Annotated in this window: 26 protein-coding genes and 1 pseudogene; 8 read left to right on the forward strand and 19 right to left on the reverse strand. The window is 34.8% G+C overall.

From position 1 onward, the window contains the following. Positions 1-88: 88 nt before the first annotated feature. The 4 genes from IPH11_03340 to IPH11_03355 are packed head-to-tail and all read left to right on the forward strand — an operon-like array spanning position 89 to position 4,733. Positions 89-2,320: a TonB-dependent receptor gene (locus tag IPH11_03340; GenBank protein MBK6912736.1), complete on the forward strand. Its 2,232-nt coding sequence runs from the start codon at positions 89-91 to the stop codon at positions 2,318-2,320. Continuing rightward, positions 2,317-2,679, forward strand: coding sequence for a DUF4249 family protein (locus IPH11_03345; GenBank protein ID MBK6912737.1), 363 nt, complete (start codon positions 2,317-2,319; stop codon positions 2,677-2,679). The genes IPH11_03340 and IPH11_03345 overlap by 4 nt, the downstream gene beginning before the upstream one ends. A gap of 30 nt (positions 2,680-2,709) precedes the next feature. Next, positions 2,710-3,267, forward strand: a complete 558-nt coding sequence (locus tag IPH11_03350) for a hypothetical protein (GenBank protein ID MBK6912738.1) — start codon at positions 2,710-2,712, stop codon at positions 3,265-3,267. Positions 3,268-3,278: 11 nt separating this feature from the next. Further along, positions 3,279-4,733 carry a PEGA domain-containing protein gene (locus tag IPH11_03355; GenBank protein ID MBK6912739.1) on the forward strand — a complete coding sequence of 485 codons (1,455 nt, stop codon included), beginning with the start codon at positions 3,279-3,281 and terminating at the stop codon, positions 4,731-4,733. A gap of 7 nt (positions 4,734-4,740) precedes the next feature. Here the strand turns inward: IPH11_03355 and IPH11_03360 are convergent, their stop codons facing one another. The 16 genes and pseudogenes from IPH11_03360 to IPH11_03435 all read right to left on the reverse strand — a co-directional run bounded on the left by IPH11_03360 (position 4,741) and on the right by IPH11_03435 (position 19,228). Further along, positions 4,741-5,157, reverse strand: a complete 417-nt coding sequence (locus IPH11_03360) for a cobalamin B12-binding domain-containing protein (protein MBK6912740.1) — start codon at positions 5,155-5,157, stop codon at positions 4,741-4,743. Positions 5,158-5,300: 143 nt separating this feature from the next. Next, a complete protein-coding gene (locus IPH11_03365) occupies positions 5,301-6,251 on the reverse strand; it encodes a pyridoxal-phosphate dependent enzyme (protein MBK6912741.1) in 951 nt (316 codons plus the stop codon). 5 nt (positions 6,252-6,256) lie between these two features. Next, positions 6,257-7,018, reverse strand: coding sequence for a 3-deoxy-manno-octulosonate cytidylyltransferase (kdsB, locus tag IPH11_03370; GenBank protein MBK6912742.1), 762 nt, complete (start codon positions 7,016-7,018; stop codon positions 6,257-6,259). A 49-nt stretch (positions 7,019-7,067) separates the two neighbouring features. Beyond that, positions 7,068-7,769: a 1-acyl-sn-glycerol-3-phosphate acyltransferase gene (locus IPH11_03375; GenBank protein MBK6912743.1), complete on the reverse strand. Its 702-nt coding sequence runs from the start codon at positions 7,767-7,769 to the stop codon at positions 7,068-7,070. Continuing rightward, a complete protein-coding gene (locus tag IPH11_03380; GenBank protein ID MBK6912744.1) occupies positions 7,766-8,914 on the reverse strand; it encodes a M48 family metallopeptidase in 1,149 nt (382 codons plus the stop codon). The genes IPH11_03375 and IPH11_03380 overlap by 4 nt, the downstream gene beginning before the upstream one ends. A gap of 87 nt (positions 8,915-9,001) precedes the next feature. Then, positions 9,002-9,322, reverse strand: a complete 321-nt coding sequence (locus IPH11_03385) for a hypothetical protein (protein MBK6912745.1) — start codon at positions 9,320-9,322, stop codon at positions 9,002-9,004. 16 nt (positions 9,323-9,338) lie between these two features. Further along, positions 9,339-9,578 carry a YHS domain-containing protein gene (locus IPH11_03390; GenBank protein ID MBK6912746.1) on the reverse strand — a complete coding sequence of 80 codons (240 nt, stop codon included), beginning with the start codon at positions 9,576-9,578 and terminating at the stop codon, positions 9,339-9,341. A gap of 152 nt (positions 9,579-9,730) precedes the next feature. After that, a complete protein-coding gene (locus tag IPH11_03395) occupies positions 9,731-10,510 on the reverse strand; it encodes a tetratricopeptide repeat protein (protein ID MBK6912747.1) in 780 nt (259 codons plus the stop codon). 3 nt (positions 10,511-10,513) lie between these two features. After that, the gene (locus IPH11_03400; GenBank protein MBK6912748.1) at positions 10,514-12,310 is read right to left on the reverse strand and encodes a protein BatD; all 1,797 of its coding nucleotides are present in this window, start codon (positions 12,308-12,310) and stop codon (positions 10,514-10,516) included. Position 12,311: 1 nt separating this feature from the next. Further along, entirely contained in the window at positions 12,312-13,064 is a 753-nt protein-coding gene (locus tag IPH11_03405) for a tetratricopeptide repeat protein (protein ID MBK6912749.1), read from the reverse strand. A gap of 8 nt (positions 13,065-13,072) precedes the next feature. Next, positions 13,073-14,128, reverse strand: a complete 1,056-nt coding sequence (locus IPH11_03410) for a VWA domain-containing protein (protein MBK6912750.1) — start codon at positions 14,126-14,128, stop codon at positions 13,073-13,075. Continuing rightward, a pseudogene (locus IPH11_03415) lies at positions 14,128-15,126 on the reverse strand (VWA domain-containing protein). Before IPH11_03415 ends, IPH11_03410 begins: the two are co-directional and overlap by 1 nt. Further along, positions 15,123-16,037, reverse strand: a complete 915-nt coding sequence (locus IPH11_03420) for a hypothetical protein (protein ID MBK6912751.1) — start codon at positions 16,035-16,037, stop codon at positions 15,123-15,125. Before IPH11_03420 ends, IPH11_03415 begins: the two are co-directional and overlap by 4 nt. A gap of 57 nt (positions 16,038-16,094) precedes the next feature. After that, positions 16,095-16,970, reverse strand: a complete 876-nt coding sequence (locus IPH11_03425) for a DUF58 domain-containing protein (protein ID MBK6912752.1) — start codon at positions 16,968-16,970, stop codon at positions 16,095-16,097. A 2-nt stretch (positions 16,971-16,972) separates the two neighbouring features. Continuing rightward, positions 16,973-17,956 (reverse strand): MoxR family ATPase, encoded by a 984-nt coding sequence (locus IPH11_03430; GenBank protein MBK6912753.1) that lies wholly within the window; start codon positions 17,954-17,956, stop codon positions 16,973-16,975. A gap of 99 nt (positions 17,957-18,055) precedes the next feature. Beyond that, a complete protein-coding gene (locus IPH11_03435) occupies positions 18,056-19,228 on the reverse strand; it encodes a class I SAM-dependent rRNA methyltransferase (protein ID MBK6912754.1) in 1,173 nt (390 codons plus the stop codon). An 84-nt stretch (positions 19,229-19,312) separates the two neighbouring features. On the opposite strand from IPH11_03435, the gene IPH11_03440 reads away from it, so the two are divergent. Then, positions 19,313-19,963, forward strand: a complete 651-nt coding sequence (locus IPH11_03440; protein ID MBK6912755.1) for an HAD family hydrolase — start codon at positions 19,313-19,315, stop codon at positions 19,961-19,963. Positions 19,964-20,016: 53 nt separating this feature from the next. Here the strand turns inward: IPH11_03440 and IPH11_03445 are convergent, their stop codons facing one another. Further along, positions 20,017-20,784 (reverse strand): DUF481 domain-containing protein, encoded by a 768-nt coding sequence (locus tag IPH11_03445; GenBank protein ID MBK6912756.1) that lies wholly within the window; start codon positions 20,782-20,784, stop codon positions 20,017-20,019. Positions 20,785-20,948: 164 nt separating this feature from the next. Between IPH11_03445 and IPH11_03450 the strand changes: the two genes are divergently transcribed. From IPH11_03450 to IPH11_03460, 3 genes are all read left to right on the forward strand, one after another. Continuing rightward, entirely contained in the window at positions 20,949-21,470 is a 522-nt protein-coding gene (locus tag IPH11_03450) for a hypothetical protein (protein ID MBK6912757.1), read from the forward strand. A gap of 748 nt (positions 21,471-22,218) precedes the next feature. After that, on the forward strand, positions 22,219-24,147 hold the full coding sequence (locus tag IPH11_03455; protein MBK6912758.1) for a TonB-dependent receptor: 1,929 nt from the start codon (positions 22,219-22,221) through the stop codon (positions 24,145-24,147). Between the two features lie 13 nt (positions 24,148-24,160). Then, positions 24,161-24,766: a hypothetical protein gene (locus tag IPH11_03460; GenBank protein ID MBK6912759.1), complete on the forward strand. Its 606-nt coding sequence runs from the start codon at positions 24,161-24,163 to the stop codon at positions 24,764-24,766. A 136-nt stretch (positions 24,767-24,902) separates the two neighbouring features. On the opposite strand, the gene IPH11_03465 is transcribed toward IPH11_03460, so the two are convergent. Together IPH11_03465 and IPH11_03470 are read right to left on the reverse strand one after the other, a co-directional pair. Beyond that, a complete protein-coding gene (locus IPH11_03465) occupies positions 24,903-25,655 on the reverse strand; it encodes an outer membrane beta-barrel protein (GenBank protein MBK6912760.1) in 753 nt (250 codons plus the stop codon). A 245-nt stretch (positions 25,656-25,900) separates the two neighbouring features. After that, complete coding sequence (locus tag IPH11_03470; GenBank protein MBK6912761.1) at positions 25,901-26,326, reverse strand: DUF1801 domain-containing protein; 426 nt, start codon at positions 26,324-26,326, stop codon at positions 25,901-25,903. Positions 26,327-26,420: the final 94 nt, after the last annotated feature.

Consider the following 26,420-nt stretch of genomic DNA (forward strand, 5'->3'; position numbering starts at 1 on the left):
TTTGGCAATATTATTTTACTTGATAAGTAATAAAAATGCCATTATGTTTCAATTGAAATTAAAATTAAAACTGCTGTTGAAGTAAATCTTGAAGTATTTTAATATTTTGATCGCGTTCCTGATACTAATTAGCTTAACTAAAACTGAGGCACAAAACTTTGGGACATTAAGGGGGAGTGTTACTGATTCACTTTCCGGTGAGGCTCTTCCTTTCGCAAATATTTTACTAAAAGGAACTAATATGGGTGCGTCGGCTGATCTTAAAGGGAACTTTACAATACCTGGAATTCCCTCGGAGAAAAATTATATTGCCGTCGTTAGTTATCTCAGCTACTCTCCCAGAGAAATTCAAGTTCAAATTAATCAGAACCAGATCACTCAGTTGAGAATTGAACTTGCACCATCAGCAATAAGATTGGAAGCGGTAGAAAAAATTGGCCAGAAATATGACCGTCCCAATGAAACTGACATCGGACTGCAGAAATTAACCATTCGTGAGATTGAATATCTTCCGCAAGGAGTTGAGACCGACATTTTTCGTTCATTGCAATTTTTACCTGGAGTAAAATCGACGGGGGATGTTTCCGCCCGTTATTATGTCCGCGGCGGAAGCAGCAATCAGAATTTAGTTTTGTTTAATGGGGTTTCTGTTTATAATCCTTTTCACGCACTTGGATTATTCAGCATCATTGATCCGGAAATTATTAATGCAGTAGAATTTTTTAAAGGCGGATTCACGGCTGATTATGGCGGACGACTTTCCTCTGTGCTAAATTTGGTTACAAAAGATGGTAACAAAAATAAATTTGCAGCAAACGTTACAGGAAGTTTTCTCACGGCGAAAGCTTCGGTTGAAGGTCCATTGCCAATTGGATCGTTTATAATCTCTGGAAGAAAGAGTACATTCAACAGCATTCTAAAAAAATTCTTAAACTATAAAGAAGCGCCGTTCGATTTTTATGATTTATCTTTTAAATTCAATTACATTAGTTCCGGTACGGGAAGTCTAACAAAAATTTCAGTACACGGTTTCAATAGTTTAGATCAACTGATCGGAGCAAACTCGAGTGAGGCTGATTACAAATGGAGTAATAACATTTATGGGGCATATCTTTTCCAGGAATGGGAAAATGTCCCTGTATATTCCGAGACAAATTTTTCCATCAGTAATTTCTATGGGGAAGTTTTTCCAAATTTAAGCATCACAAAACCACGAAGAAATTTCATTAATGATGTAACTCTTCGGTCTGATGTCTCATACATTGCCGAATCAAAGGATGAAATCAAAGCTGGTTATAGTATAAAATCTATCAACACCGAATTAAATTTTGAAAACCTTCAAGGTGCCGCAACAGATTTAAATGATAAGTCACTTCAATTGGCACTTTATGTTAAATATAAATTTTTAAGATTTGAAGATTTCGGTGCGGATATCGGAAGCAGATTAAATGTTATTTCACTTAGCGAACAAGCCGGTCCAATTGCTGAACCAAGAGTTAATGTTACTTACCGTGTTTTCCCCTTCCTTGCGTTGAAAGGTGCAGGGGGAATTTACTCTCAGGATTTGATTACTCTCACAAACGAGAATGAAATAATTTCTTTATTCGAACCTTGGGTGATTACTCCCAACTACTTAAAACCTTCTGAGGCTTTTCATTATGTTCTGGGAATAGAGTATAACGGAATTGAAAACCTAACTTTTACAATTGAAGGCTATTATAAAAAATTAAATAATACAGCCGAAGAAAATCCGAATAAAATTCAAGCCGGCGATCCTGATTTTATTAATGGTAGTGGTGAAGCTTACGGCTCGGAATATTGGCTGAAATATACAAATGGTATTATTGACGCATCTGCTTCATATTCATTAAGCTGGGCATATAGAAATATTGATGGATGGATATCATATCCGAAATACGATTCGCGCCATAGTGTTACGTTAAATCTATCTTTCAATTTTGGCGATGGCTGGCAAAGCAGTGTGAGCTGGTTTTTCAATTCTGGTTTACCATTCACTCAAATCAGCGGTTACTACGACAAGTTATATATTGAAGATCTTTTTAATATTGGAAGTTTATTCGGCAGTTACCTTCCCTTCACTGTGCTCGCAGATAGAAATCTTGGCAGGCTGCCAACCTATCACAGATTAGATTTTAACATTTCCAAAGAATTTAATCTGGGATTTACAAATCTCGATTTTAGTATAAATGTGCTAAACGTTTACGATAGAAAAAATATATTTTATTTTGATAGAAAAACTGGGCAGCGTGTTAATATGCTTCCGATATTACCAACAGCAACATTGAAAATTTCAATATGAAAAAAAGATTATTAATATCTCTTGTGATATTTGCTTCATTAAGTATTTTATCTTGTGAGGAAGAGTTTAATCCGAAAATAGAATTTCAAGAAAAATATATTTTATATTCAATAATAAATCCAGATTCATCATTTCAGACAGCAGTGTTGCTAAAAACCTACGATGTGCCCGGTTATGATCCTTATATTAATTCGGAAGATCCTTCTGTGAAAGACGCCACAATAATACTAGTTCAAAATGACCGAGCTTATTTTTTACAAGACACATTAACTTCGAGAGAAGATACTTCAAGATATAATTCAAACCTGCATTTTTATTACACAAACGATTTCGAAATAAATGGGGATGATTCCCTTTAGATATTTGCTCTTCTACCAAGCGGTAATAGATTGTCCGCGCTTACTAAGCTCCCGGAAAGTGTCACATTTGATACATCAAGCGACCATCTTCTTCCGGTGGAGGATCAGCAGTATTTTCAGTTTATCTGGAATGGACCAGTATCAAGCAGGTGGTATCTTCCAAAACTTACTTTTTATTATTTAGTCGATGGTGTTAGATATGGAAAGGATATCCCTATCACTTATAATAATGAAAATGGGAAATGGGTTCCTGAATTTCCGGCAGTAACAAATACTAACACCGTAAGATTTGAAATGACTTCACTTGATTCTGTTTTCAGACAAATTAGTGAAGGAGATGAGGATAAAGCCCATTATAAAATACTTGGAGCTGTGCTAAGCTTATTGGTTTTCGATGAGGAATTATCTCGATATTATTCTACCACAAATGGATTTCTTGATGACTTTACTGTAAAACTCGACGAAACAGACTACACAAATATTGACGGTGGTTTCGGAATCTTTGCTTCTTATGTGCGTTCACAAACAGGAGCTATATTCAATGAAACATTTATAAGATCATTTGGTTATACCCCAGGCTTACCTTAACTTTTATTATGATGAAAAAATATTCGATAAAAAAAATATTATCTGTCTTTGTAATTATTCAGTGTTTTCTGATAAATTCTTGTGATAAGGTAGTATCGGTTACAACTGATGATGAGCTTTTACCAACAGGTAAATTATTTGTTGATTCCAGTCCGTCTGGTTCATTAATATATCTGAATGGAAAATTTACAGGCTATTTAACTCCGGATACTATTAAATTTTTACAGGAAGGGACATATCAACTTTTAATCAAGCAGCAATACTTTAATGATGTAACGTCAACAGTTGTAGTAAATAGTGATTCATTAACAATGACTTTTATTGACTATAAAAAAATCAGCGGTGTTTTTGGTAAACTAAATATTGATTCAAATCCCCGCGGAGCCGAAATTATTCTTAACGATTCGTCCACAAATAAATTTACTCCTGATATAATTGAGGGGATACTTCCCGGGAAGTATGAACTTAGACTACGCATAAGCGGTTTTTGGGATTCGAAATCGGAAGTGGAAATATTCAGTGGTACAACAAAGTACCCTTTTTTAAATTTAACTGATAGTCTAATTTGGGTAAATTATTCTACTGCAAACTCTGGACTTATTTCTGATTACATTACTCACGTTGCAATTGAGAATGGAATTATCAAGTGGGCTGCTACAAACGGAAACGGTTTAGTGAGGTTTGATGATCAAGAATGGAAAACTTATTCGGAAGAAAACTCCCCCCTACCTTCAAATTTTGTAAAGTACATCACCATTGACACTGATAATAAAAAATGGATAGCGACAACTTATGGCTTAGCTGTTTACGATGATTTTAATTGGACAATTTATAATACGTCCAATTCAGGTTTACCTGTTAATGAGATAAACTGTATTGCAATTGCACCTGACGGCAAAAAATGGATCGGAACAGCAGGCGGCGGTCTCCTAAGTTTCGATGGAAGCACCTGGAATGTTTATAATACAACCAATTCTAATGTCGGATCTAATTTCATAGAGACAGTTGTTATTGATGAAGAGGGGAATATTTGGACAGGGACTTACGATAAAGGTATCGCGAAATTCAACGGTGATTCATGGGTGAGATTTAATAGTTTTAAAACAGGATTTTCAAACAATGCAATGAATATTGCGATAGATCATTCAGGAATTATTTGGGCTGCAATCGGCTTTGTCAATGACATACCGGGCGGCTCGGCTTTTTATGATGGCGCGAATTGGACAACTAACCAATTCTTACCTTCGGATGAAGTTTTTTACGTTACGGTCGATGACCAAAATAACAAATGGTTCGCAAATTCGTACCTTGGAATTTCTAAATTTGATGGAAATACGTGGATAAACTATAACACAACAAATTCCAGAATACCAAATGATAGGATTTTTTCCATTGCAATTGATGGTGCAGGCAATAAATGGATGGCAACCTATGGTGGTGGTTTAAGCAAATATAAAGGTAACTAACTCTGTTCTAAACTATCATCTTCCGGGGATGTTCTGCACACCATTTTTTTATATATTCTGCAATATTTTGTGTGGATGCGCCTGGAGTAAATAATTCTCCCACTCCCATTTTTCTTAGTTCTTTCATATCATCTTCCGGAATTATACCACCCCCTGTTAATAAAATATCATCAATTCCTTTTTCTTTCATTAGTTCTAAAATGCGCGGGAAAATTGTCATGTGCGCTCCTGATAAAATACTGATTCCAATTACATCAGCGTCTTCTTGGATCGCAGCATCTACAATTCTCTCCGGTGTTTGTCTCAAGCCTGTATAAATAACCTCCATGCCTGCATCTCGCAGTGCGGCAGCAATAACTTTCGCTCCTCGATCGTGCCCATCTAATCCTGCTTTTGCAACTATAACTCGAATTTTATTGCTCATATAAGCTCCTTGAATTTCTTTTCTGTTTCAAATCTATTTCGATTTCATTCTTATAAATCTTTTCGACTGACTCAACTATAATATTTCACAAAAATAATTACATTTGAAAAATAGGTCTTCTACTCGACTTTGGCAAAGACAGGTTAGCTTGATAAATATTCCCGTCTTTTATTAAATACACCAAATATTCCGCCGCTATGGAGAAAAATTACTTTGTGATTTTTACTATTGTTTAGGAAATTTTCATGGAATGCATAAAATGCTTTTCCCGTATATGACGGGTCTAAGAGGATGCCGGATTGTTGCGCAAATTTCTTAATCAATTTTAGTTTTTCATTGGAGATATTCTTATATCCCTCACTTGAATAACCATCGAGAATAATAAGATTGTCGGAATTAATATTTAAACTGATTTTATTCTCTCTGCAAAATGCTTCTGCCAACAACAGAATTTTTTCTTTGATAATTTCTTTAGGATAAAGAACATTTATAGCAAAAACTTTGGCGTTTATTTTAGCGGCTGTCATTCCGGCAAGAATTCCTGCGGCTGTTCCACCTGTTCCTGCTGCCGTTAAAATTCCATTTATCTTTTTCAAATTTATTTGTGAATTCAATTCATTAACAAATTCAAAATAACCATTAATTCCAACTACAGTTGAACCCCCTTCCGGAATAACATGAACCTTCAATTTTCTTTTTTCAAATATTATTTTTTCGTCAAACATAATCTGATTGACATGCTGATATTCAGGATAACTTAGGTAACGAATTTCAGCACCAAAAAACTTACACAGAAATAAATTACCATCTGGATTAGCCTTGTCGGTTCCCCATAAAAATAATTTTGTTTTCATACCGAGCTTTGATGCAGCAATGACAGCAGCACGGGCATGATTGGATTGATCACCGCCGCAAGTAAACACATAGTCAGATTTTTCTTTTTTCGCATAATAAAGGATGTACTCAAGCTTTCGAACTTTGTTGCCTGATAATTCAACTACGGTAAGATCGTCCCTCTTAATGAGAAACTTCTTACCATTAAAGTCAATCTGCTGCAAAGGCGTAAGTAGATTTGCTAAAAATATTTTTTTCATTTTAATTATTCGCTTGATTTAAGCTTAAATTTATAAAAAGCTCTGATCCTTTTTAAATCATCGGGTGTATCAACTGAAAAGGATTCGTGCTCTGTTACCACAATTTTTATTTTCATACCATTCTCGAGCATACGCAACTGCTCAAGCTTTTCAGCTCTTTCGAGGTCAGTGCTTTCCAGAGTCGTAAATTTCAAAAGTGCATCGCGCTTGTAAACATATAAGCCTATGTGTTTATATATTTCGCCAAGCTGCAATCTCTCATAGTTCGTCTTTGCATCTCTCACAAATGGAATAGCAGAACGAGAGAAATACATCGCATAATTATTGTAATCAAAAACAACTTTAACCACCGCAGAGGATTTTAATTCTTCGACAGATTTAATTCTCTTAGCAAGCGTTGTTACATAAACATTGCGATCAAATATCATCGGCTCAATTGCTTGATCAATCATCTCCCCTTCGATAAATGGTTCATCACCTTGAATATTTACAATGATTTTCGCTTTTGGTAAAGTTTTAGCAACGTAAGCAATTCTATCTGAGCCAGTAGAAATTTCCTTAGGAGTAATCATAGCTTCCCCCCCGAAACTTCTGATAACCTCTGCTACCTTCAAATCATCAACAGCTACGATAACTTTATTCAGTAATTTAGATTTTAATGCGCTTTCATAAGTATGTTGAATCATGGGTTTTCCACCAATATCAGCTAAAGGCTTTCCCATTAGTCTTGTACTTGCAAAACGAGCAGGAATTATTCCAACAACCATAAATTATTTTTTAAATTTAATTTAAGAATCAAAAACATACTCACTTATTTCAATTGAAGTTTTTAATTATTATATCCCTTATGGTTTTCATCATCTCAATTTCATCCTGACGGGATTTCAGTTCTTGAGTAGGGATTGGCTTATCAATTCGCATTATTATTTCACCTTTATTGAATTTTAATTTTCCTTTCGGCATAATTCTACTCGAGCCAATAATTGTAATAGGAACTATCGGATACCCCACGCTTGAAGCAAGTCTGAATGCTCCGCGTTTAAATTCCTGAACCTGTCCATCCGGACTGCGGGTACCTTCGGCAAAAACTAAAATAGAAACATTTTTTTCTTTCATTACCTCTTTTGCTTTTTGAATACTTTTCAAAGCACTTTCAGCATTTTTTCTATCAATACTGACATAAGGTCCTGCGGCAAGCTGCCAGCCGAATAATGGAATTTTAGAAAGTTCTTTTTTATAAATCATTGCCAAACGATTTGGAACTCCATATTGCAGCGCTGTGATATCGAACTGGCTCGCATGGTTCGAAACAAAAACATAAGTGGCATTTGGATCGATATTTTCAAGACCCTCCACCTTAAGTCTGATCCCGGTAATCAACAAAATTCCACCGGAGAATAATTTAGAAATCCAAAAGTAAACTATAAAGCGTCGTTCAATGAATGCAAAGATCAGCGCAAGTATTGAGCAGATTGTTGTATGAATTACAATTAGAAATAATTTGAAATATGTAATCATAAATTTGAAAATGGAGTTTTAGAGTTTCGATTAAAAGATTGAAAGTTATTTAGTGTTTTTTCTTCTTTTAAAATTGTTTTTGTTCTCTTTGCAATTGATGGATGGCTATAAAAATACCATTCAACAAAGGGATGAGGCTCAGGATCGCCTAAATTTTGCTTATTTAACTTTTCAAATGTAGTTATGAATACAGAAGCTTTTTGCGTCGCTTGAATTGCATACTTGTCAGCTTCGTATTCATACTTTCTGGAAAGAATGTTTCCCAATGGTGTTTGAACTAATCCGATGATCATTAGCCAAAGCGCTAACAACGGCAATGCAGCTATTTGTTCAATACTTTTTAGATTGAACCATGCAAGAGAATTTGAATAAAGAATTGATACAAAATAAAGTGTTATAAAACTCGCAGCCGTATCGTATATAATATTTTTTATGATGTGTTTCTTCTTGTAGTGACCGAGTTCGTGAGCTATAACCGTTTCAATTTCATCTTCAGAAAAATTATCCAGCAAAGTATCGCCAAGTAAAATTCGTTTTGATTTGCCAATTCCGGTAAATGCGGCATTAGCTTTCTTCGTGTTTTTACTCATGTCAAACTTGAAAATATTTTCAACTTTTATCCCTGCTTCGTTTGCTAAATGTGTTATCCTATTTTTTAATGATTCGTTTTCAATTGGAATTAATTTGTAAAATAGCGGCAGGATAAACACCGGTACAACACGAGCAAGAATTACTGAGAATAGAAATAACACTACCGCAAAAGGAAGCCACCAATTAGTTCCATAATGAAGAATGCTGTAGTAAAAAACTACCATGATTGGAGCTGCAATTACAGAGGATACTGCAACTGCTTTAAAACTTTCCCACACCCATTTTACGAAAGACTGATTTGAAAGATTGTATTTGTGTTCAAGATAAAACCCTGAGTAAAAACTTAGCGGACTTAACAGAACAGCCGAACCAACTCCCATAAAAAAAATAAATGATAGAAAGACTAAGTAATCGTTCAAGGAATAACTTCGGATAAGCTCTTCGAGCCAGGTATTCAATCCAATTTTTACAAATAAAAAAATCAGAATAAAACCAAGCAATGTTTCGAATATTCCGACAATTAATTTTGACTTATTATATTTTTTATTATCCATTAAAGAAGAAAAATCATTTGTAGAAATTTAAACAAAAAAACCCGAAGCTTATCAAAAACTTCGGGTTTTAAGTTACACGACTAAAATTTATTTTGAACTATCTTCTGATTCGTCTTCCTTATCAGAATGTTTGCATTCCTTTTTTTCATCACTGCCTTTGCAGCAGTCCATTTTTTTATCGTCATCTTTTTTGCAGCAATCCATTTTCATTTCGCCGTCTTTTTTGCATTTCATATCAGATTTGGTACTGTCATCCATGCAAACCATAGAATTGTGTTCCATTGAACATTTTTGATCTTGTTTGCATTCCATTTTATTTTTTTTGCAGCAATTTTCATCTTCAGTATTAGCGTTTGAGAAAAAGGATAATCCAATTACAAACGCAAAAACAAATAATAGATACTTCATTTTATTAACCTTCCCTTTATTCAGATTTCTTTTTAATTGATTTTCCATCATCACTTAATTTACCGATGTACTTCTCAGGATTATTTTTAAATTTCTTTAAACAGCTTTTGCAGCAAAGAGCATAAGTTTTTCCATCGTACTGATATGTAATTTCCGGATCAACTTCTTCACCGCTGACAGGACATACTGTGTTAAATGGTTTATTTGAGTCAACAGTTTGTGTTTGTTCGGTTTTTTGTGTTTGCGTCTTTTGTATTTTCTTGAGCCAAGATTTTGGTTGAAAATCCAACAGCAAGAATAAATACAAAGAAAAAGATCATTTTTTTCATTCATTACCTTTCATTTTTTAATAATTGTTGTTTTAAAACTATTCAATTTATGTCATTAAAAAAAGCATTAATTATTGGACTAAATAATTTCGAGTTCCCCTTTAATCACCCAGCCTATTTTTCCATCGGGCAATTTGATTTTATACCAATCTTCAAGTTCGTCTTCAATTTTAACTTTTAGCCCTTCATGAATCAAAAAGTTATCCTTACTTTGATTATCAGGCGAAGTTTTAGCTATTACTTTAGTAGTCATTACTATCCCAAATTTCCAATTCATTTCCCGATTAAGATTTATTGTTAGAATTGAAGCAGTAAAAAGGAATATTAAACTGAGAAACAAACCGGTAAGGAAAGAAGCCTTTTGGAATTCAATTTTTTTGGTGAAAAAATAAACCACAATACAGGTAAGTATCAATAAAAATATCCCGAGTATAACAAAACTCCATCCGTTAACAGTAAATAAACCGATTAAATTTTCCCACCATTGAAAGAGAAAAAACTTTGGCAAAGTTTCAATTTTGTCAACAGTTTTCAAGTTTACAAAGGCAAGATTATGTAACACATCTTCAACGCCGGGTGACAACTTGAGTGCTTTTTCATAATTCAAGATTGCCTTGCCAAGTTTTCCAAGACGGAAATAAGAATTACCAAGATTATAAAAAAGTGAAGTGCCTTTATAACCTTGATAAATTAATTTTTCATATTCAGAAGCAGCAAATTCAAAATTTCCCATCTTATAATTATGATTTGCCGAGCTAAAAATATTCTCCACATCTTGTGCTGCATTAGAAATTGACGGCAATTGAAATAAAATTAGTAAGTAAAAAATATAAGCAAATTGAATCGAAGGAAATTTCATAAGTTATTTTATGCTCCTTTCGATTTCAATTATAACGTGTGAAATACTTTCGTACATTTCTTTCATCGCAGTTTCGCCATCAGTGTTTGGAGCAAATCGGACAAACTCACACTTTTGTACAGAATCTCTCAACTCATCAATTATCTGATCCGGGATCTTTTTCCCTTTTAATATTTCACAAGCATGCTCAAGAGTAAATTCTGCTTTTGAAATGTGTAATTTATCTTCAAGATAGCCGAACAGTGCAAACGAAATCTCAGTAAAGAAAATTTCAACTTTATTTTCTTCCAATAATTTTTTTGCGGCTTTCAATCTATTCTTTGCAACTTTTTGAGCACGCTGATACTTCATCAGTTGAACATTTCCTGAAAGCTTATCCTGACGTCGTTTCCAATTAACAAGTAAAACAACCGTGACCAATGGAACAATAAACGACACCCAATATCCAAATTGGAAAAGCACAATTCCGGAATTATTTGAAATATCATCTGATTCGATTTTTAAATACCTGATATCCTGATCAAGTGTTTCTACCCCCTGTTTGTTTGTGTATTCTGAGATGTTAGCCTCGCCCTGAGCTATATCAATAGTGTAACTTTGTGTAGTTAACGTAACGTAAGATTTTTTTGAGGGATCGAAATAAGAAAATTCTATTGGTGGAATTTCCTTTATGCCTGCAATTCTCGGAACAATAACGTACTCAATAGTTTTTACTCCGGTTACAACAGCGCCTGCACTTATTTGTTCATCAGTTTTAGGTTCATATTTATCCAACCCTGTCGGGAGTGTTAATTCAGGTATATTTAAAAGTTTTATATTTCCGGAACCAGAAATTGTAAGTTTAAGTGTGATTGGTTCATTGGTTTTATATTTTTTCTGTTCGATAGAAGAAGTGATTTCAAACCTGCCAACAGCACCTGCAAAAGACTTAGGCTTCTTTGCTTCCGGAAGTGGAAGCACTGATATTTTTACAGTATTTGATTTCGCATTGTATTCATAAGTCTCACTCCTTCCGAAAGGATCATTAAAAAAATCATCAAAAATATTATTGCTTCGTTTTTTCTTTTGAATTTGAACAGGAACATTTAATTCAAATGGAGTAATTGAAAGCTCACCGGTTTGCGAAGGAAAAAGTGCAGCTCTTTTTAGTACACCCACTCTGTATTGTTTACCATTAATAACTTCTGTAGTAAAATCAATATTGTTTGCAGTCTCAATTTCTTCCGACCAAAACCCTTCATAATTCGGAAGTTTATTAATAGACATTTGCGAGGCAATATTTAATCGGGTATAAAGCTTATAGACAACTGTAACTTGCTCGCCGAGATAAACCTTTTGTTTATCAACGATAGTGCGAATAAATAAGTTGTCCGCAATATCTGCATTCGATATGGTATTATCATTTGACTGCTGCTGAGGCTGCGTATTGCCTTTTACTACTTCGATTGTCAGAGGTTGCGTTTTAAAAGTTCCACCATCAAATTGAATTGAAGCGCTTCCAATAGAATATTTACCAATGCTTCTTGGCTGTAAGTAATAAGAATATGTTCGTGATGCAGAAACATTTCCATTAATTATCTGCATGCTTGTTGATTGATTCGGTCCGGAAAGAGCAAGGAAATTTGTAAATGCAGGTGGGGTGAAATTATTTAGACTGTTAATATCTTTTCCTTCAAAAGTAAAAGATATTTCGAATTGCTCATTTAGTCCAACCTTGTTTTTATCAACTGAAGCATAGAATTTTTGAGCATAATTAAGCGAGCCGAACAATAAAATTATGAGTAATATTTTTGAAGTCATCTTACCAATCTTTGTCAGTGCGAATAACATTACCAGCTTTCTTCCGCAATTTTTTCTGAAGATCTTTTTCATTGTTTTTTAATGCATTCAGAATTCTTTCCGATTCCTCTTTTGAAATTTTACTCGGTTTTTGTTTCAAAGCGTCTTGCTTAGTTTGTTGGTCTTTTTGGTTTTGCTGCTGTTGATTTTGATTCTGCTGATCCTTTTTATCTTGCTTTTGATCTTTATTATCTTGTTTATTCTGATCTTTATTCTGCTCATCCTTGTTTTGTTTGTTATCGTTTTTTTGATCCTTATTGTTTTGATCATTCTTCTGTTGATTTTGTTTGTCCTTTAATAAGGATAATGCATAAGATAAATTATATTTTGTGTCCTCATCGTTTGGATTCAGTTTGAGTGCGTTTTTATATGCATTAACACTTTCTTCAAGTTTCTGAGATTTTAAAAGAGAATTGCCGATATTATGCTGCAACTTTGCTTTCAGCTCATTATCATTTGTCTGACTTTGAAGCGACTGATATGTTTTTATAGCTTCGTCATACTTGCCCTGTTTGTAATAAGTATCGCCCAGATTGAATTTAGACTCGAAAAGTTCAGGTTCACTTTCAATGCTTTTCTTAAAATTAATTTCAGCATCATTAAATTTTCCATCTTTGTATAAATCAACACCATCATTATTCATTGAGCATGTGCTTTGACCAACGGAAATAACTTGTATTGATATAATGAGTAAAACAAAAAAGTATCTTTTCATAAATCTATCTAATTGTTTAATCTTTCTTTTCTAACCCTAATTTTTGATTTAACTTTTTTATAAAATTTGGATTTTCTGTCAGTCATAAAAAATTCTACGAATAAAAACATTACAGCAGGAATTAAAAAATAGTAGAAGCGATCTTCATAATCAGTTACTTTCTTTACACCGAACTCAGTTTTTTCGATGTCTGATAAATCCTTAAATATCTTGTCCAGATGATCATCGTAATTTGAACCCCGAAAATATTTACCATCCCCCTGCTCAGTAATTTTAATCAAAACTGATTCATCGAGTTTTGTCAGAACAGTATTTCCCATTCTGTCTTCTTTAAATCCCATTGGTCGTCCTTTGGGGTCATAAATCGGGATGGGAACACCATCAGGTGAGCCAAGCCCAATAGCATAAATTTTTATATCTTTTTCCTGAGCATCTGAAACTGCTGCATCAATATCGCCTTCGTGATCTTCGCCATCAGTAATTACAACAATCACTTTTTGAGTTGCAACCGAATCAAAAGACTGAACTGCCATATTTATTGCTGATGCAATTGCAGTACCCGGCTGCGGCACAGAATTAAAATCTACAGCAGATAGAAATAAATTTGCTGCTGAATAATCTGTTGTAAGAGGAAACTGAACATAAGCATCGCCGGAAAAGATGATCAGCCCGATTCTATCGCCGCGAAGTTTTTGAATCAAGTTTGAAATCTGAAACTTTGCTTTTTCCAACCGGTTTGGCTTAATGTCTTCTGCTTGCATGCTTAACGAAACATCAAGACAAATAACTACATCTATACCCTGCTGTTTCACTTCTTCTAATTTACTACCTACCTGAGGATTAGCCAAAGCAAATACACCAAACACAAGGGCAAGAATGATAAGGACAAAGCGGAAAATATTTTTCAATGAACTGTAATCAGGAATTAAGATAGAATGGAGTTTCGTATCAGCAAAATTTACAAGTGATTTATTTTTTAAGTAAACCGCAAACCAGTAGCCAGTAATAATAATAGGAATTAAATATAGAAAAGCTAAATACTCCGGATGCTCAAATCTAAACATTAAGGCAGCCTCCTGAAAATCGTTTTACTTAAAATCAATTCTAACAATATTAAAAGTAAACCAATTTTAAGCCATCCATAATAAAGCTCTGCTGCACTTTGGTAGGATGTAACCTCCACTTTAGTTTTTTCAAGCTTGTCTATTTTATTATAAATTTCATTCAATGTACGATTATCAGTTGCACGGAAATATTGCCCCCCCGTTGATTCGGCAATATTTTTAAGTAATGCTTCATCAATTTCAACAGGCACCATTTGATAACGAATTCCAAATGGGGTTTGAACCGGATACGGCGCTTCACCACGCGTGCCAACGCCAATTGTATAAATTCTTATCCCGTAATTTTTAGCAATTTCAACTGCCGTTAAAGGATCAACTTCACCGGCATTATTTACTCCATCAGTAAGTAAAATAATTATTTTGCTTTTTGCTTCGCTGTCTTTCAACCTGTTTGTACCATTAGCAAGAGCATTGCCAATAGCTGTGCCGTCTTCAATCATTCCACTTTTTATTTCACTCAAAAGATTTCGCAGTACGTTATAATCAACCGTTAAGGGACATTGTGTAAAAGCATACCGCGAAAAAACAACTAACCCAATCCGATCAGAAACTCTTCCTTCAATAAATTTATCAATTACATTTTTGCAGATTCCAATCTGTTAGGTCTCAAATCTTCGGCAAGAAACATTGCCCGAAATATCAAGTACGAGTGAAATATCAATTCCTTCGGCGTAAATATTTTCGCCGGAAGAAAATGTTTGCGGACGCGCTAATGCAATGATCATGAAAGCCAAAGCCGCAGCACGTAAAAAAATTGGAACGTCTTTTAATTTTTCTTTCCAGTTGGATGAAACCCCGTCTAAAAATTTTAAATAAGAATAATTTATTCCCGGCTCCCGTTTTCGACCTTTAAAATAGTGCCAAAAGATCATTGCAGGAATCACCAACAAGAACCAAAGTACATAGGGATATGCGAATGATAAATCTTCTGCAATCATGCTGATTCCTTCATTGCTTCGGTTTGATTTGGAATGGTTTGTTGTACTATCGTTCGTGCTTGATTCATCATTTCAATATTTATTGAATCCATCGGAATAAATGTTGCGAACTTGACAAGATCAGCGTTTGTTAAAAAATCCCGTGTAACATTTAATATATCTTTTGCGTCAGAATAGTTCTTCAATAACTCAATTGATTCCGATGTTGTTAATTCAAGTGCGGGGTAATTAAATCTCTCCTCAAAATATTTTCTTATGATTTCAGTAATTTCAGAATGATATTCTTTTACCATTCCATTTTTCCAGAGTTCTTTTGATTCAAGTTCTTTCAAACTATTTAATGCCAGTATGTGCGGAGGAAGAATAATAATTTTATCGGGCTTCAACGCATGCTTCTTTTTCAAAAAATATTTCCTGACAATAAAGATAATTAAAGCCAGCAATATCAAGCCGCCAAGAACCCATAGTAAAATTATTTTCCAATCAAGTGGAATTGTCATTGGTTCTTTTACATCTTTAATATCCTCTTCCTTCGAAACTTTTAAAGAATGAACTGTAAAGGAAATGGGATTACTAAAAACTACTTTGAGAGTCGAATCACTTTTAATTAATTCCCGAGTAATTATCGGTGAAATTTTTGCGTTAGATGCAGCAAGCTTGTAATAAATCGGTAAAGGCGGAATTGTAACATCTGAAGAGTCATACCGTGACAGTGTAAATTTATAGTCTGTAATTTTTTTTGAGCCGGCTTCTTTAGTGATTGGAGTTTCGGTTTTAATTATATCTATATTTTTTAAGCTGTCCTGAAAGAAAGGATTCATTAAAAAAATATTTTTATCATATTCTACACTTACTGTAAAATGGATATAATCCCCAATCTGATAATCAGAAGTATCTGTAAAAGCTTTCACACCGATTTCTTGAGAGCGAACAAGAACGGTAGCGAGAATTAAGAAAAAAATATTTTTTTACCATCTTTTCTCTCTCATTCTGAAAAACTTAACAAGCGGTTTAATATAATTTTGCCCTGCCTGCACTTCAATGGAATCAAGTCCGCTAGAATTAAAAAGTGATTTTCTCTGCTTATCGTGCTCAATTCTTTTTCTTAAAAGCTGCAGCTTGAAATTTTTATCCGAAGTATCCACCCACCTATCATCTCCGGTTTCAGCATCTTTTAATTTAACAAGACCTATGGAAGGGATAGCACTTTCGGTACGATCATCTATCACTACCCCGATTAGATCATGCCTCTTTCCAACAGTGCGAAGAATTTTATCATATCCGGTATCAAAATAATCCGAAAGCAAAAAAACTATTGCCCTTTTTTTTACGGCATTATTCAAATACTCTAATGCAGCTTTGATGTTGGTGCGTTTAGCTTGTGGTTCAAATGAAAGTACTTCGCGAACTATTCGAAGTACGTGTTTATTACCTTTTCGTGGTGCAACAAATTTCTCAATTTTATCGGTAAAAAGCAGCAAACCAACTTTGTCATTATTCTTCAATGCGGAAAATGCAAGAATTGCACTGAGTTCGGCAGCAACACGCTGTTTGGTTTTTTCAAGTGTCCCATAGTTTAATGAGCCGCTCATATCAACACACAAAACTACAGTCAGTTCCCTTTCCTCTTCAAAAATCTTTACGAACGGATGACCAAATCGAGCAGTTACATTCCAATCAATATTCCGGATATCATCGCCGTATTGGTATTCGCGAACCTCGGAGAATTCCATTCCCCTGCCTTTGAAAACAGAATGATATTCACCCGAAAAAACTTGATTAACAAGTCCTTTGGTTCTGATTTCTATTTGGCGGACTTGTTTTAATAATTCTTTTGTTTCCAATCTTACGGCACTTCAACTTTGTTTAAGATTTCCTCAATGATGGACTCTGAAGTAATTTCTTCGGCTTCAGCTTCGTAAGTAACCGCAATTCTATGGCGCAGAACGTCATGACAAATAGCGCGTACATCTTCGGGAATTACGTAGCCCCTCCTGCGGATAAATGCAATTGCTTTTGCACCAAGAGCCAGATTGATTGTGGCTCTCGGTGAAGCTCCATAAGCAATTAAATCAGAAAGTTTATCCAGGCCAAATTCTTTTGGATTTCTTGTGGCAAAAACAATATCAAGAATGTACTTTTCAATTTTTTCGTCAAGATAAATTTCGTGAATTAATTTTCGTGCATTTAAAATATCCTGCGTTGAAATGACGGGCTGAATTTTTATTTCATCAGCATCCACATTTTGTTTCATAATTTTTAGTTCTTCGTCCCTATTTGGATAGCTGATTTTAACCTTCAACATAAAACGATCAACCTGCGCTTCGGGAAGTGGATATGTTCCCTCCTGCTCGATAGGGTTTTGCGTTGCAAGAACAAGGAAGGGTTCATCAAGTTTGAAAGTGCTCTCGCCGATTGTCACCTGACGTTCCTGCATAGCTTCGAGTAAAGCACTTTGAACCTTGGCGGGGGCACGGTTTATTTCATCTGCCAAAATGAAATTTGCAAACAGCGGACCTTTTTTAATTAGAAAATTACCTTCCTTCTGATTGTAAATTTGAGTACCAACCAAATCAGCCGGCAGCAAGTCCGGTGTGAATTGTATTCTCTGAAATTTTGCTTTCATCGCTGCGGCGAGAGTTTTTATCGCAAGTGTTTTTGCTAATCCCGGGACTCCTTCAAGCAAAATATGTCCGTTGCCAAGCACGCCAACAATTAATCGCTCCACCATGGCTTTTTGTCCAACGATCGTTTTGCCTATTTCATTGATTAATAAATCTATGAATGCACTTTCGTTTTTTATTTTTTCATTTAAAGCAGAAATATCCACGCTTTTCCTCTTTAGTTTTTAATAATTTATTTAGTAATAATTTTAGACGGATGCAAACTTATAAATGTTGCATTTTTTTACAAGGTAAGAATAATTCATTTAATCAACTACTTTGAAAACCGCAAATTTAAGATAAGAAGTCTCAGGCATCGAAATTAATCTTGGATGATCAAATGAAGCGCCATTAAAATGTATAAGCTGAACCTGACGCACGGCTTTTTGTGAAGCATTTTGAATGACTGAAAAAAAATCTGCCTCGTTTAAATGATGCGAGCATGACGAAGTAACTAACCATCCATTTGGCTTCGTACAATTCAAGGCGAGTCTATTTAATTTTTCATACCCTTTTTTTGCGGCGGCAATACTTTTTTTATTTTTTGCAAATGCCGGCGGGTCAATCATAACAACATCAAACTTCTCCTGATTGGAAATTCTTTCCAGGTAATCAAACACATCTTCAGTAATAAATTCTGTCCCTGATTCAAACTTGTTTAATTCAAAATTCTTTTTAGCTGTAGTAATTTCATTAGCCGATGAATCTACAAAAGTTACAGATGCAGCTCCTGACTTTGCTGCGTGAAGTCCAAATCCTCCTGAATTACAAAAACAATCTAAAACCTTTTTACCTCTTGTCAACTGCTCGATAAAAAATCTATTATCCGATTGATCAAAATAAAAGCCAGTTTTTTGAGATTGCTCAAAATTTATTTTATAATTAACTGTCCCATCATTAATTATTTCGATTGGAAAATTACCCAAATATATTTCATTGGTTTCCTCCAAACCTTCGAGCTGACGGAAATAATTTTCATTCTTCGAAAAAATATTTTCGGCAGAAAACTCTTCCTTTAATATTTGAACAATTGTTGAGATATTTTTTTGCATACCAAACGAATAAACCTGAAGAACAAAAGTCTGATTGTATTTATCTATAATTAAACCCGGTAGAAAGTCGCTCTCACTAAAAACCATTCTATAAGAATCTCTTTGTGGATAAAAAGTTTTCCGAAGAGAATTTGCGGAAATAATTCTCTGTCGAAAAAGTGCTGCAAAATCATCAATCAAACTGAAGGAGATCATCCTGACAGCAATTAAGGAATTTTTGTTGTAAAATCCTGTTCCAATTAATTCATCACGAAAGTTGTAAACCTGAACTAAATCACCGTTTGAAGGCTCGCCTTCGAGCTTTAATATTTCATTGCTAAACACCCAAAGATGCCCGGAGAGTATCCGTTTATCCTCATTTTTTTTTAGAAAAACTTTGTCCGCCATAATCCAAAAACATTTGATAATTTTGTTACTGCAATTTACTAATTCATAAGCTGAGCTGAAATTTATTTTGAATAAAATCAATAAATGAAAAATTTTGACGGAATTATTTTTGATGTTGATGGTACTCTAACTTCAACCAACGAATTGATATTTGCGGCGTTCAATTTTATCGCCGCTAAATATTTAAACAAAACTTTTACAAATCAAGATATAATGAATCTGTTTGGTCCTCCGGAAGATGTAATTCTAAAAGAACTATGCGGTGATAATTTTGAATCTGCACAAAAAGATTATTACCAATTTTATTCAGACAACCATCATCTTGCATTCATCTATCCGGGAATTATTGATATACTTGAATACCTCAAATCAAAAAATGTTTTTCTATCGGTGTACACCGGCAAAGGCAGAAGAGCCGCATTGATTACATTGGACAAACTAAATATTTCAAAGTATTTCGATATGATCGTTACAGGTGATGATGTTGAAAACCACAAACCCCATCCCGAGGGAATTTTAGTTTTCTTAGATAAGTTTAATCTTAAAAGAGAGAGAGTATTAATGATAGGAGATGCTCCTTCGGATATTAAAGCTGCTAAAAGCGCAGGAGTAAAAGTCGCTTCGGTTTTATGGGATCCGTATGTTAAAAAAGAATTGAATTTAGCTTTGAAAAGCGATTATATTTTTCACGATGTTGATGAATTAAAACTATTCTTAATTAAAAATATAGATTGATAAAAATTGAAATGTTATTTCGCTTCGTGAGTTGTCAGCTTTTTTGTGTTTCTCTAAAATTTTAGACTAACACCGATCTTTGAATCTGTATCGAACGGTTTTATATGGTCGGGTGGACGGTTATCATATCTTAAATTAGCATCAATATAAATATCAAAATATTTACTTATGCTTATCGCCAAAGAATTTTCAGATATTATTCTGTAGTCTTCCCACCTCCCAATTGCAGGCTGAAAATATGTGATTGTAGTAAAGTTCAAGTTGTTATTGAAACTGATATTTGAAGTAACGTATGAACTTGATCTATGAGTAAATGTTCTTACTCCATGCAGAGAATTTTCCGGGAGATCATATTTTTCAAATTCATAAAAATACGCTGTGCCGATTCGAAACTTAAAATTATCTGAAGTAAAAATTTTGAATCTTAATCCCCCTCCCGCAAGATACCGGTTGAGCAGCAGCCTCGATTTATTAAAATCACTCTGCAAAAATGTTTCTACTTGAATTCCTTTCCAAAGCGAGCAAACATTTCTCAAATGCACTAAAGCTTCATTTGAAAATTCCTCCCCGCTTTGCCAGCCATATTCACCTTTAAAAACAAGGAAAGTATAATCATTACCGAAATTGTAATTTAATCTACCGCCAAGCCCAACTCTCTGGAAATCAACATTACCGGTTCTGAAGTCAATTTCTAAATCTGCGTTACCGGAAAAGCCTAAAGTATCAGCGTCTTTCCTGAATTTTTCAGTGTTCACCTGTGCGTGAGTTTGAGCAAAAAATAAAAAGAATATTAACAGCACAAACTCAATTTTATTTATCATAATACCTTCCTATTTAAAAGTCTCATATTTTTAATTCTAAATTAATAATGACAGAATAATTTGAGCTAATATTATCAAAATAAATTCTACACTCATAAATTATTTCATCACTTTTATTAATAAATTGCATTAACTTTTTTATAAAACAAATCATTGAGTTTAAGATGAATACGAAACTGTGGGTAATAAGAAAAGTAAAAGCATTATTCTGCATCCTAAAGCTGCACATAATTTTTGGATTATTTGAAAATTTGATGCTGCAAATAACTTACTTATCAAAGTTATCACGCTGGATTTCTCAATCACCTAAAATTAAATTCAATGATTTCTATACCGGAAAAGTTATCTACACAAACAGGTTCAAGCTGCATCAACTAATAGCTGATCAGGAAATACAAAATCAAGAAATTGATTATCTCGAATTTGGTGTTGCAAGCGGCATTGCTTTTAAATGGTGGGTGGATAAAAATAAAAATCCCGGAAGCAGATTCTATGGCTTTGATGTTTTTACCGGTTTACCCGAAGACTTTGGTGTGATGAAAAAAAATCATTTTAATACGGAAGGACAAACACCTGTGATTGATGATAACAGAGTTACCTTTATTAAAGGACTATTTCAAGATTCACTGCCAGTGTTTTTAAAAAGTTTTAAATCACAAAAGAGAAAAGTAATTCATGGATGCTGATCTTTATACGTCAACCCTATTTGTGCTAACAAGTATTTTCCCGTACTTGGGCAAAGGCGACATAATAATCTTCGATGAGTTTGGTGTCCCGACACATGAATTTCGAGCGTTTTATGAAATTGTATCTTGTTACAATATTGATTTTGAATTATTAGGAGCAATTAATAATTATTTGCAAATCGCTATAAGACTGAGGTAGTTTAAAATATACAATCCGACCGCCCATTAGTCCCCTCCTTCACAAGAGCTCGTCCCGATTTTCAATCCGTATGACGAATCGAAGCAGGGACGCTATACTTTTTAAAAGAGCAGGAAGTTTGTTGAGACTAAGAAAATGATTTTACTGAGATAAAATATTTTTTTTAACCTCAATTGACAAATTGAATTAAGATTACGAAGGGCTCACTCGAACCCTTTTTATTTTACCATTCCTTTATGCATTTTTCCATTTGTTTAATTTTTTATCTATTCATCTACTACCTGATATTAAATTAAGATTGTCTTTAAAGATAGATTTGCTAATCAATGAATTAAAATATTTATATGAAAATAATTTACTTACTTTTATTTATTATCGCTTTCGCATCAGCGATCAACAGTCAAACAAAAATTTCGGGGACTATAAAAGACGCCGATAGCTCCCCTGCCTGGCGCCAATATTTATATAAAAGATACTTATGATGGAATTTCTTCTTTAGCCGATGGTAGTTTTTCTTTTGTTACCGATGAAGAAGGTGAAGCAATTTTCGTGGTAAGTTTTGTTGGATATAAAACGTTTGAACAATCCATCCAGCTTGACGGAAAAGATAAAACAATTGAGGTGATACTTGAAGAAGAATCAACCGAGATGGGGACAGTGATCGTTTCTGCAGGTTCATTTGAAGCGAGCGACGAAAACAAAGCAGTAATTCTTCGTCCGCTTGATATTGTCAGCACAGGATCAGATGCGGATATTTACTCCACCCTTGAAACATTACCCGGCGCTCAGCAGATCGGTGAAACTGAAGGACTATTTGTACGCGGCGGATCAGCTTCCGAAACTAAAACTATAATTGATGAAATGATCGTGCAGAACCCATTTTTCTCAAGCATTCCCGATCTTCCTTCACGAGGCAGATTTTCCCCCTTCCTGTTTAAGGGAACAATATTCAGCACGGGGGGTTACTCTGCACAATACGGTCAGGCACTTTCTTCTGTCCTTGTTTTAAAAACTGAAGACCTGCTGAAGCAAACACTTTCTGCAATCAGTTTAATGGCATTGGGATTTGGCGGTTCGCATACACAACTCTGGGAAAATTCTTCCCTTTCTGCTGAAGCAGGTTATTATAACCTTGATCCCTATTTCAAACTCCAACCTCAGAGAACTGACTGGATAAAAGCTCCTGAAAGTTTTGCAGGCTCAATGAATTTCAGGTACAAAACTTCTGCTACCGGAATGCTCAAGGCTTTTACATCATATAGCAGCGGTGATCTTTCACTTTATACTCCTAATCTTGACAATCTAACTGAAAAAGATTTATTCAGAATGAAGGATGGTAATTTTTTCTTCAACACTAATTACCGCGAAATACTTGGAGATGACTGGACAATCTTCAGCGGCTATTCTTTCAGCAATGATTATAATAAAATAAACCTTACAAATGATTACATCGAGCAGGGTCAGATACTTAATACAGGGAAAGTTACTCTTTCAAAAAAAATATTCACCGGTGCGTTTCTCACTTTCGGTTCTGAAGTTCAGAATATTATTTACGACAACAGCTTCAATGAATTCAATAAAAGACTTAACGAACTGTATATCGCAGGTTATGTTGAATCAGACATATCAATTACAAAAGATATTGCTGCAAGGGTTGGGGTACGAGGCGAGCATTCAAAATTAATCAATGAATTTAATTTCGCCCCCCGTATTTCTCTGGCTTATAAACTTGGCAAATATGATCAGCTTAATTTTGCTTACGGACAATTTTACCAGACTCCCGCGAAGGATTTTCTATTACAGACGACTGATTTAAATTATGAGCAGGCAGATCATTACATTTTGAATTATCAGTACATCGGTGAGAAAACAACTTTCAGGATCGAAGCATATTACAAGGATTATGATCAGCTTACAAAAGGGACAATCTTTACTTACCCTTATTTTAATTTACCATTCACATCGTTTACAAATGCTGGCAAAGGCTATGCAAAAGGAATTGATGTATTCTGGAAAGACAACCAGCTTTTTGATTTCGGATATTATTGGATTTCTTATTCATATCTCGATACGAAACGGGAATACTTAAATTATCCGACTCTTGCTACTCCCCCGTTTGCAACGCCGCATACTTTTTCTTTCGTATTTAAATACTGGCTGCAAGATATTACTACATTTGTTGGTGTGACTTATAGCTTTGCTACCGGCAGACCATATTTCAATCCCAATAACCCGGAGTTTCTTGGTGATCGTGCAAAAAATTATCACAATCTTAGTTTAAATTTCAGTTACATCACAAGTATCTTTGATAATTTTACGGTAGTGTTTTTTTCAGTTGATAACCTGATCGGCTACAATAATGTTTTTGGATACAGGTATTCAACTGATGGAACGATTAAAAGTCCTGTGGTAGCGCCTGCACTCAGGACAGCGTTTATCGGTATGTTTATTTCAATTGGTCAGATTAATCCATATTAAAAGGAAAATAAAAATGAAATACGTCCTCTTCTCAATTTTAGCTCTTCTGTTTATCGGCAATTCTTTTGCCCAGGATAAATATGAAAAGACAATGAAAAAAAATCTTGCAAAGATTGATTCTGCTAAATCAGTTGAAGACCTTATCGAAGCAGCAAACAGCTTTGAAAGGATTGCACTTGCTGAAAAAGATAAATGGCTTCCTTACTACTATGTTTCTTTTTGCTATACCCTTGCGAACTACCAGGCAAAGGAAAACAGTGAGAAAGATTCATATCTCGATAAAGCAGATTCCTTTCTCCACATTGCTGATTCGCTTGAAGCAGATAATTCTGAAATTTATACTTTACGCGGAATGATTTCACAATCAAGAATGGCGGTTGATCCGATGAACAGGTGGATGAAATACGGCGCAGAGGCTGATCGTTATTTCAAAAAAGCAGTTGAGCTTGATTCACTAAACCCCCGTCCGGATTATTTAGTTGGCACAGGATTATTTTACACACCCGAACAATTTGGCGGCGGACCTAAAACAGCGAAACCCCTGCTTGAAAAAGCTCTGGACAAGTTTAACAATTTTATTCCCGAAAATGATATTGCCCCAAACTGGGAAGAGAAATGACCGAACAAATGTTAGAGGAAATTAATAAGAAGTGAAAAGATTATTGTATGTAACTTTCGGAAACTTCGATGATTTCTATATTATTCGGCATCCTTCAAGGTCTAAAGCAGTGACCTTGAAGGATGCTGAGTAAGGTTCATTTATAATTTATCGAACTCCAATGGAAAAATACACTTGTAAAATTCTTCTTATAATCCAAATCTGTACCCGATATTAAATTGAAGCAGTAAGGCATCATACCCGAACATATTAGGTCCGGCTCATTCCACGGCATTGTGTGATCAGCCCGCTCACCTATGAATGCACCTACCCTTGCGCCTATAAATAAGTCTTTGCTGATATTATAGTCAAAACCCCCTCCAAGCTGCCAGACAAAATGAGTTGCGGCTGCGCTCTGTTCAAAACCGGGTGAGTACTGCTCATTTAGATCTACGTTTAATGTTTTGCCGTCAACATTCACAAAGCCGACACTGCCAAACAAATATGGCATTGCTTCGCCAAGCGTGTATCCCCATTTACCTGTTAAATATACTGCGTAACGGTAGCTTGCCTCATACGTTACAAGGTCAGGGAAATACTGTTTATCAACTGCAGTTCCTTTTTCCATATAAAGTGGAATGACTAACTCGGCGCCCCACATCCAATCGCTATCGAATTGATCCTGATAACCAACGAAGATTCCAAACATTGGGCTATCATCATTGTAGTCGCCGGTTGATGATTCATGAGTCGGATCGTCAGAGTTTAGTTTGCCTGAAACATAACCGCCAAATGCGCCGGCATACCATTTAGTTGTGTCGGATGGATCACCTGCAAAAGCTTGTGAACAGGAAATGAGAATAGAAAAGCAGCTAAGAGCAATCAGGAAATTCAATGTGCTTGTGAACATATTGTACTCCTTTCGTTCGGGGATATATTTTTTTATCCCGGTTAGTTAATTATTCTTACTGCTCAACTTTCCGGAGAGTTATAAAAGTATAAGCAGTAATGTTTATTAAGCTTTATTTTAGCACACTCAACTGAAGATTAAAGTAAAAAACTCGGGATAAACATACTAAAGTGAATAAATACTTTCAAGAAAAAATATAAGAAAATCATTTTTTCAGGAAACTCGCTCTACGGGAACAAGCCTGATTAAACCTTACATCCTGTGATATGCTTCGCTTCCTTAAAAGCTTTTGCAAAGATTTTCTTTAGAATTGTGGTGTTCACATCGCTGAGAGATTTGATATAGAGGCACCCACCTCCAATTTTGTATTTACCAAGTTTGGAAAGCTCCGGTTGAACAGCCTTAAGTCCGCCGGTTAAATAAATGCTCATGTTTTGTTTTCTTGGTGCGAAACCGATGAATAAAAAGTCTCCCTCCCTTCCGCTTTCATAAACATAATGATATGACCCGAACCCGATGATTGCACTTCCCCACATAACAGGTTTTTCTTTGGTAACAGCCTGCATCAACTTCATAATCTCAAAACAGTCTTTTCGTTTTTGTGTATCCTGAATTTTATTCAGAAAAGTATCTGCACTCTCGCTTGTTGGTTTGGTTTTATTTTCTGCCATCGGAATAATTCCTTTCAATAATTAAGGGTGGGTTGTGCCGCACTTAGCCAAGAATGATTTTCGTTTTTTTTTTAATAACTCTTTTTGAGCAATG

The sequence above is a fragment of the Ignavibacteriales bacterium genome, from assembly GCA_016709155.1.
Lineage (GTDB): Bacteria > Bacteroidota > Ignavibacteria > Ignavibacteriales > Ignavibacteriaceae > JADJEI01.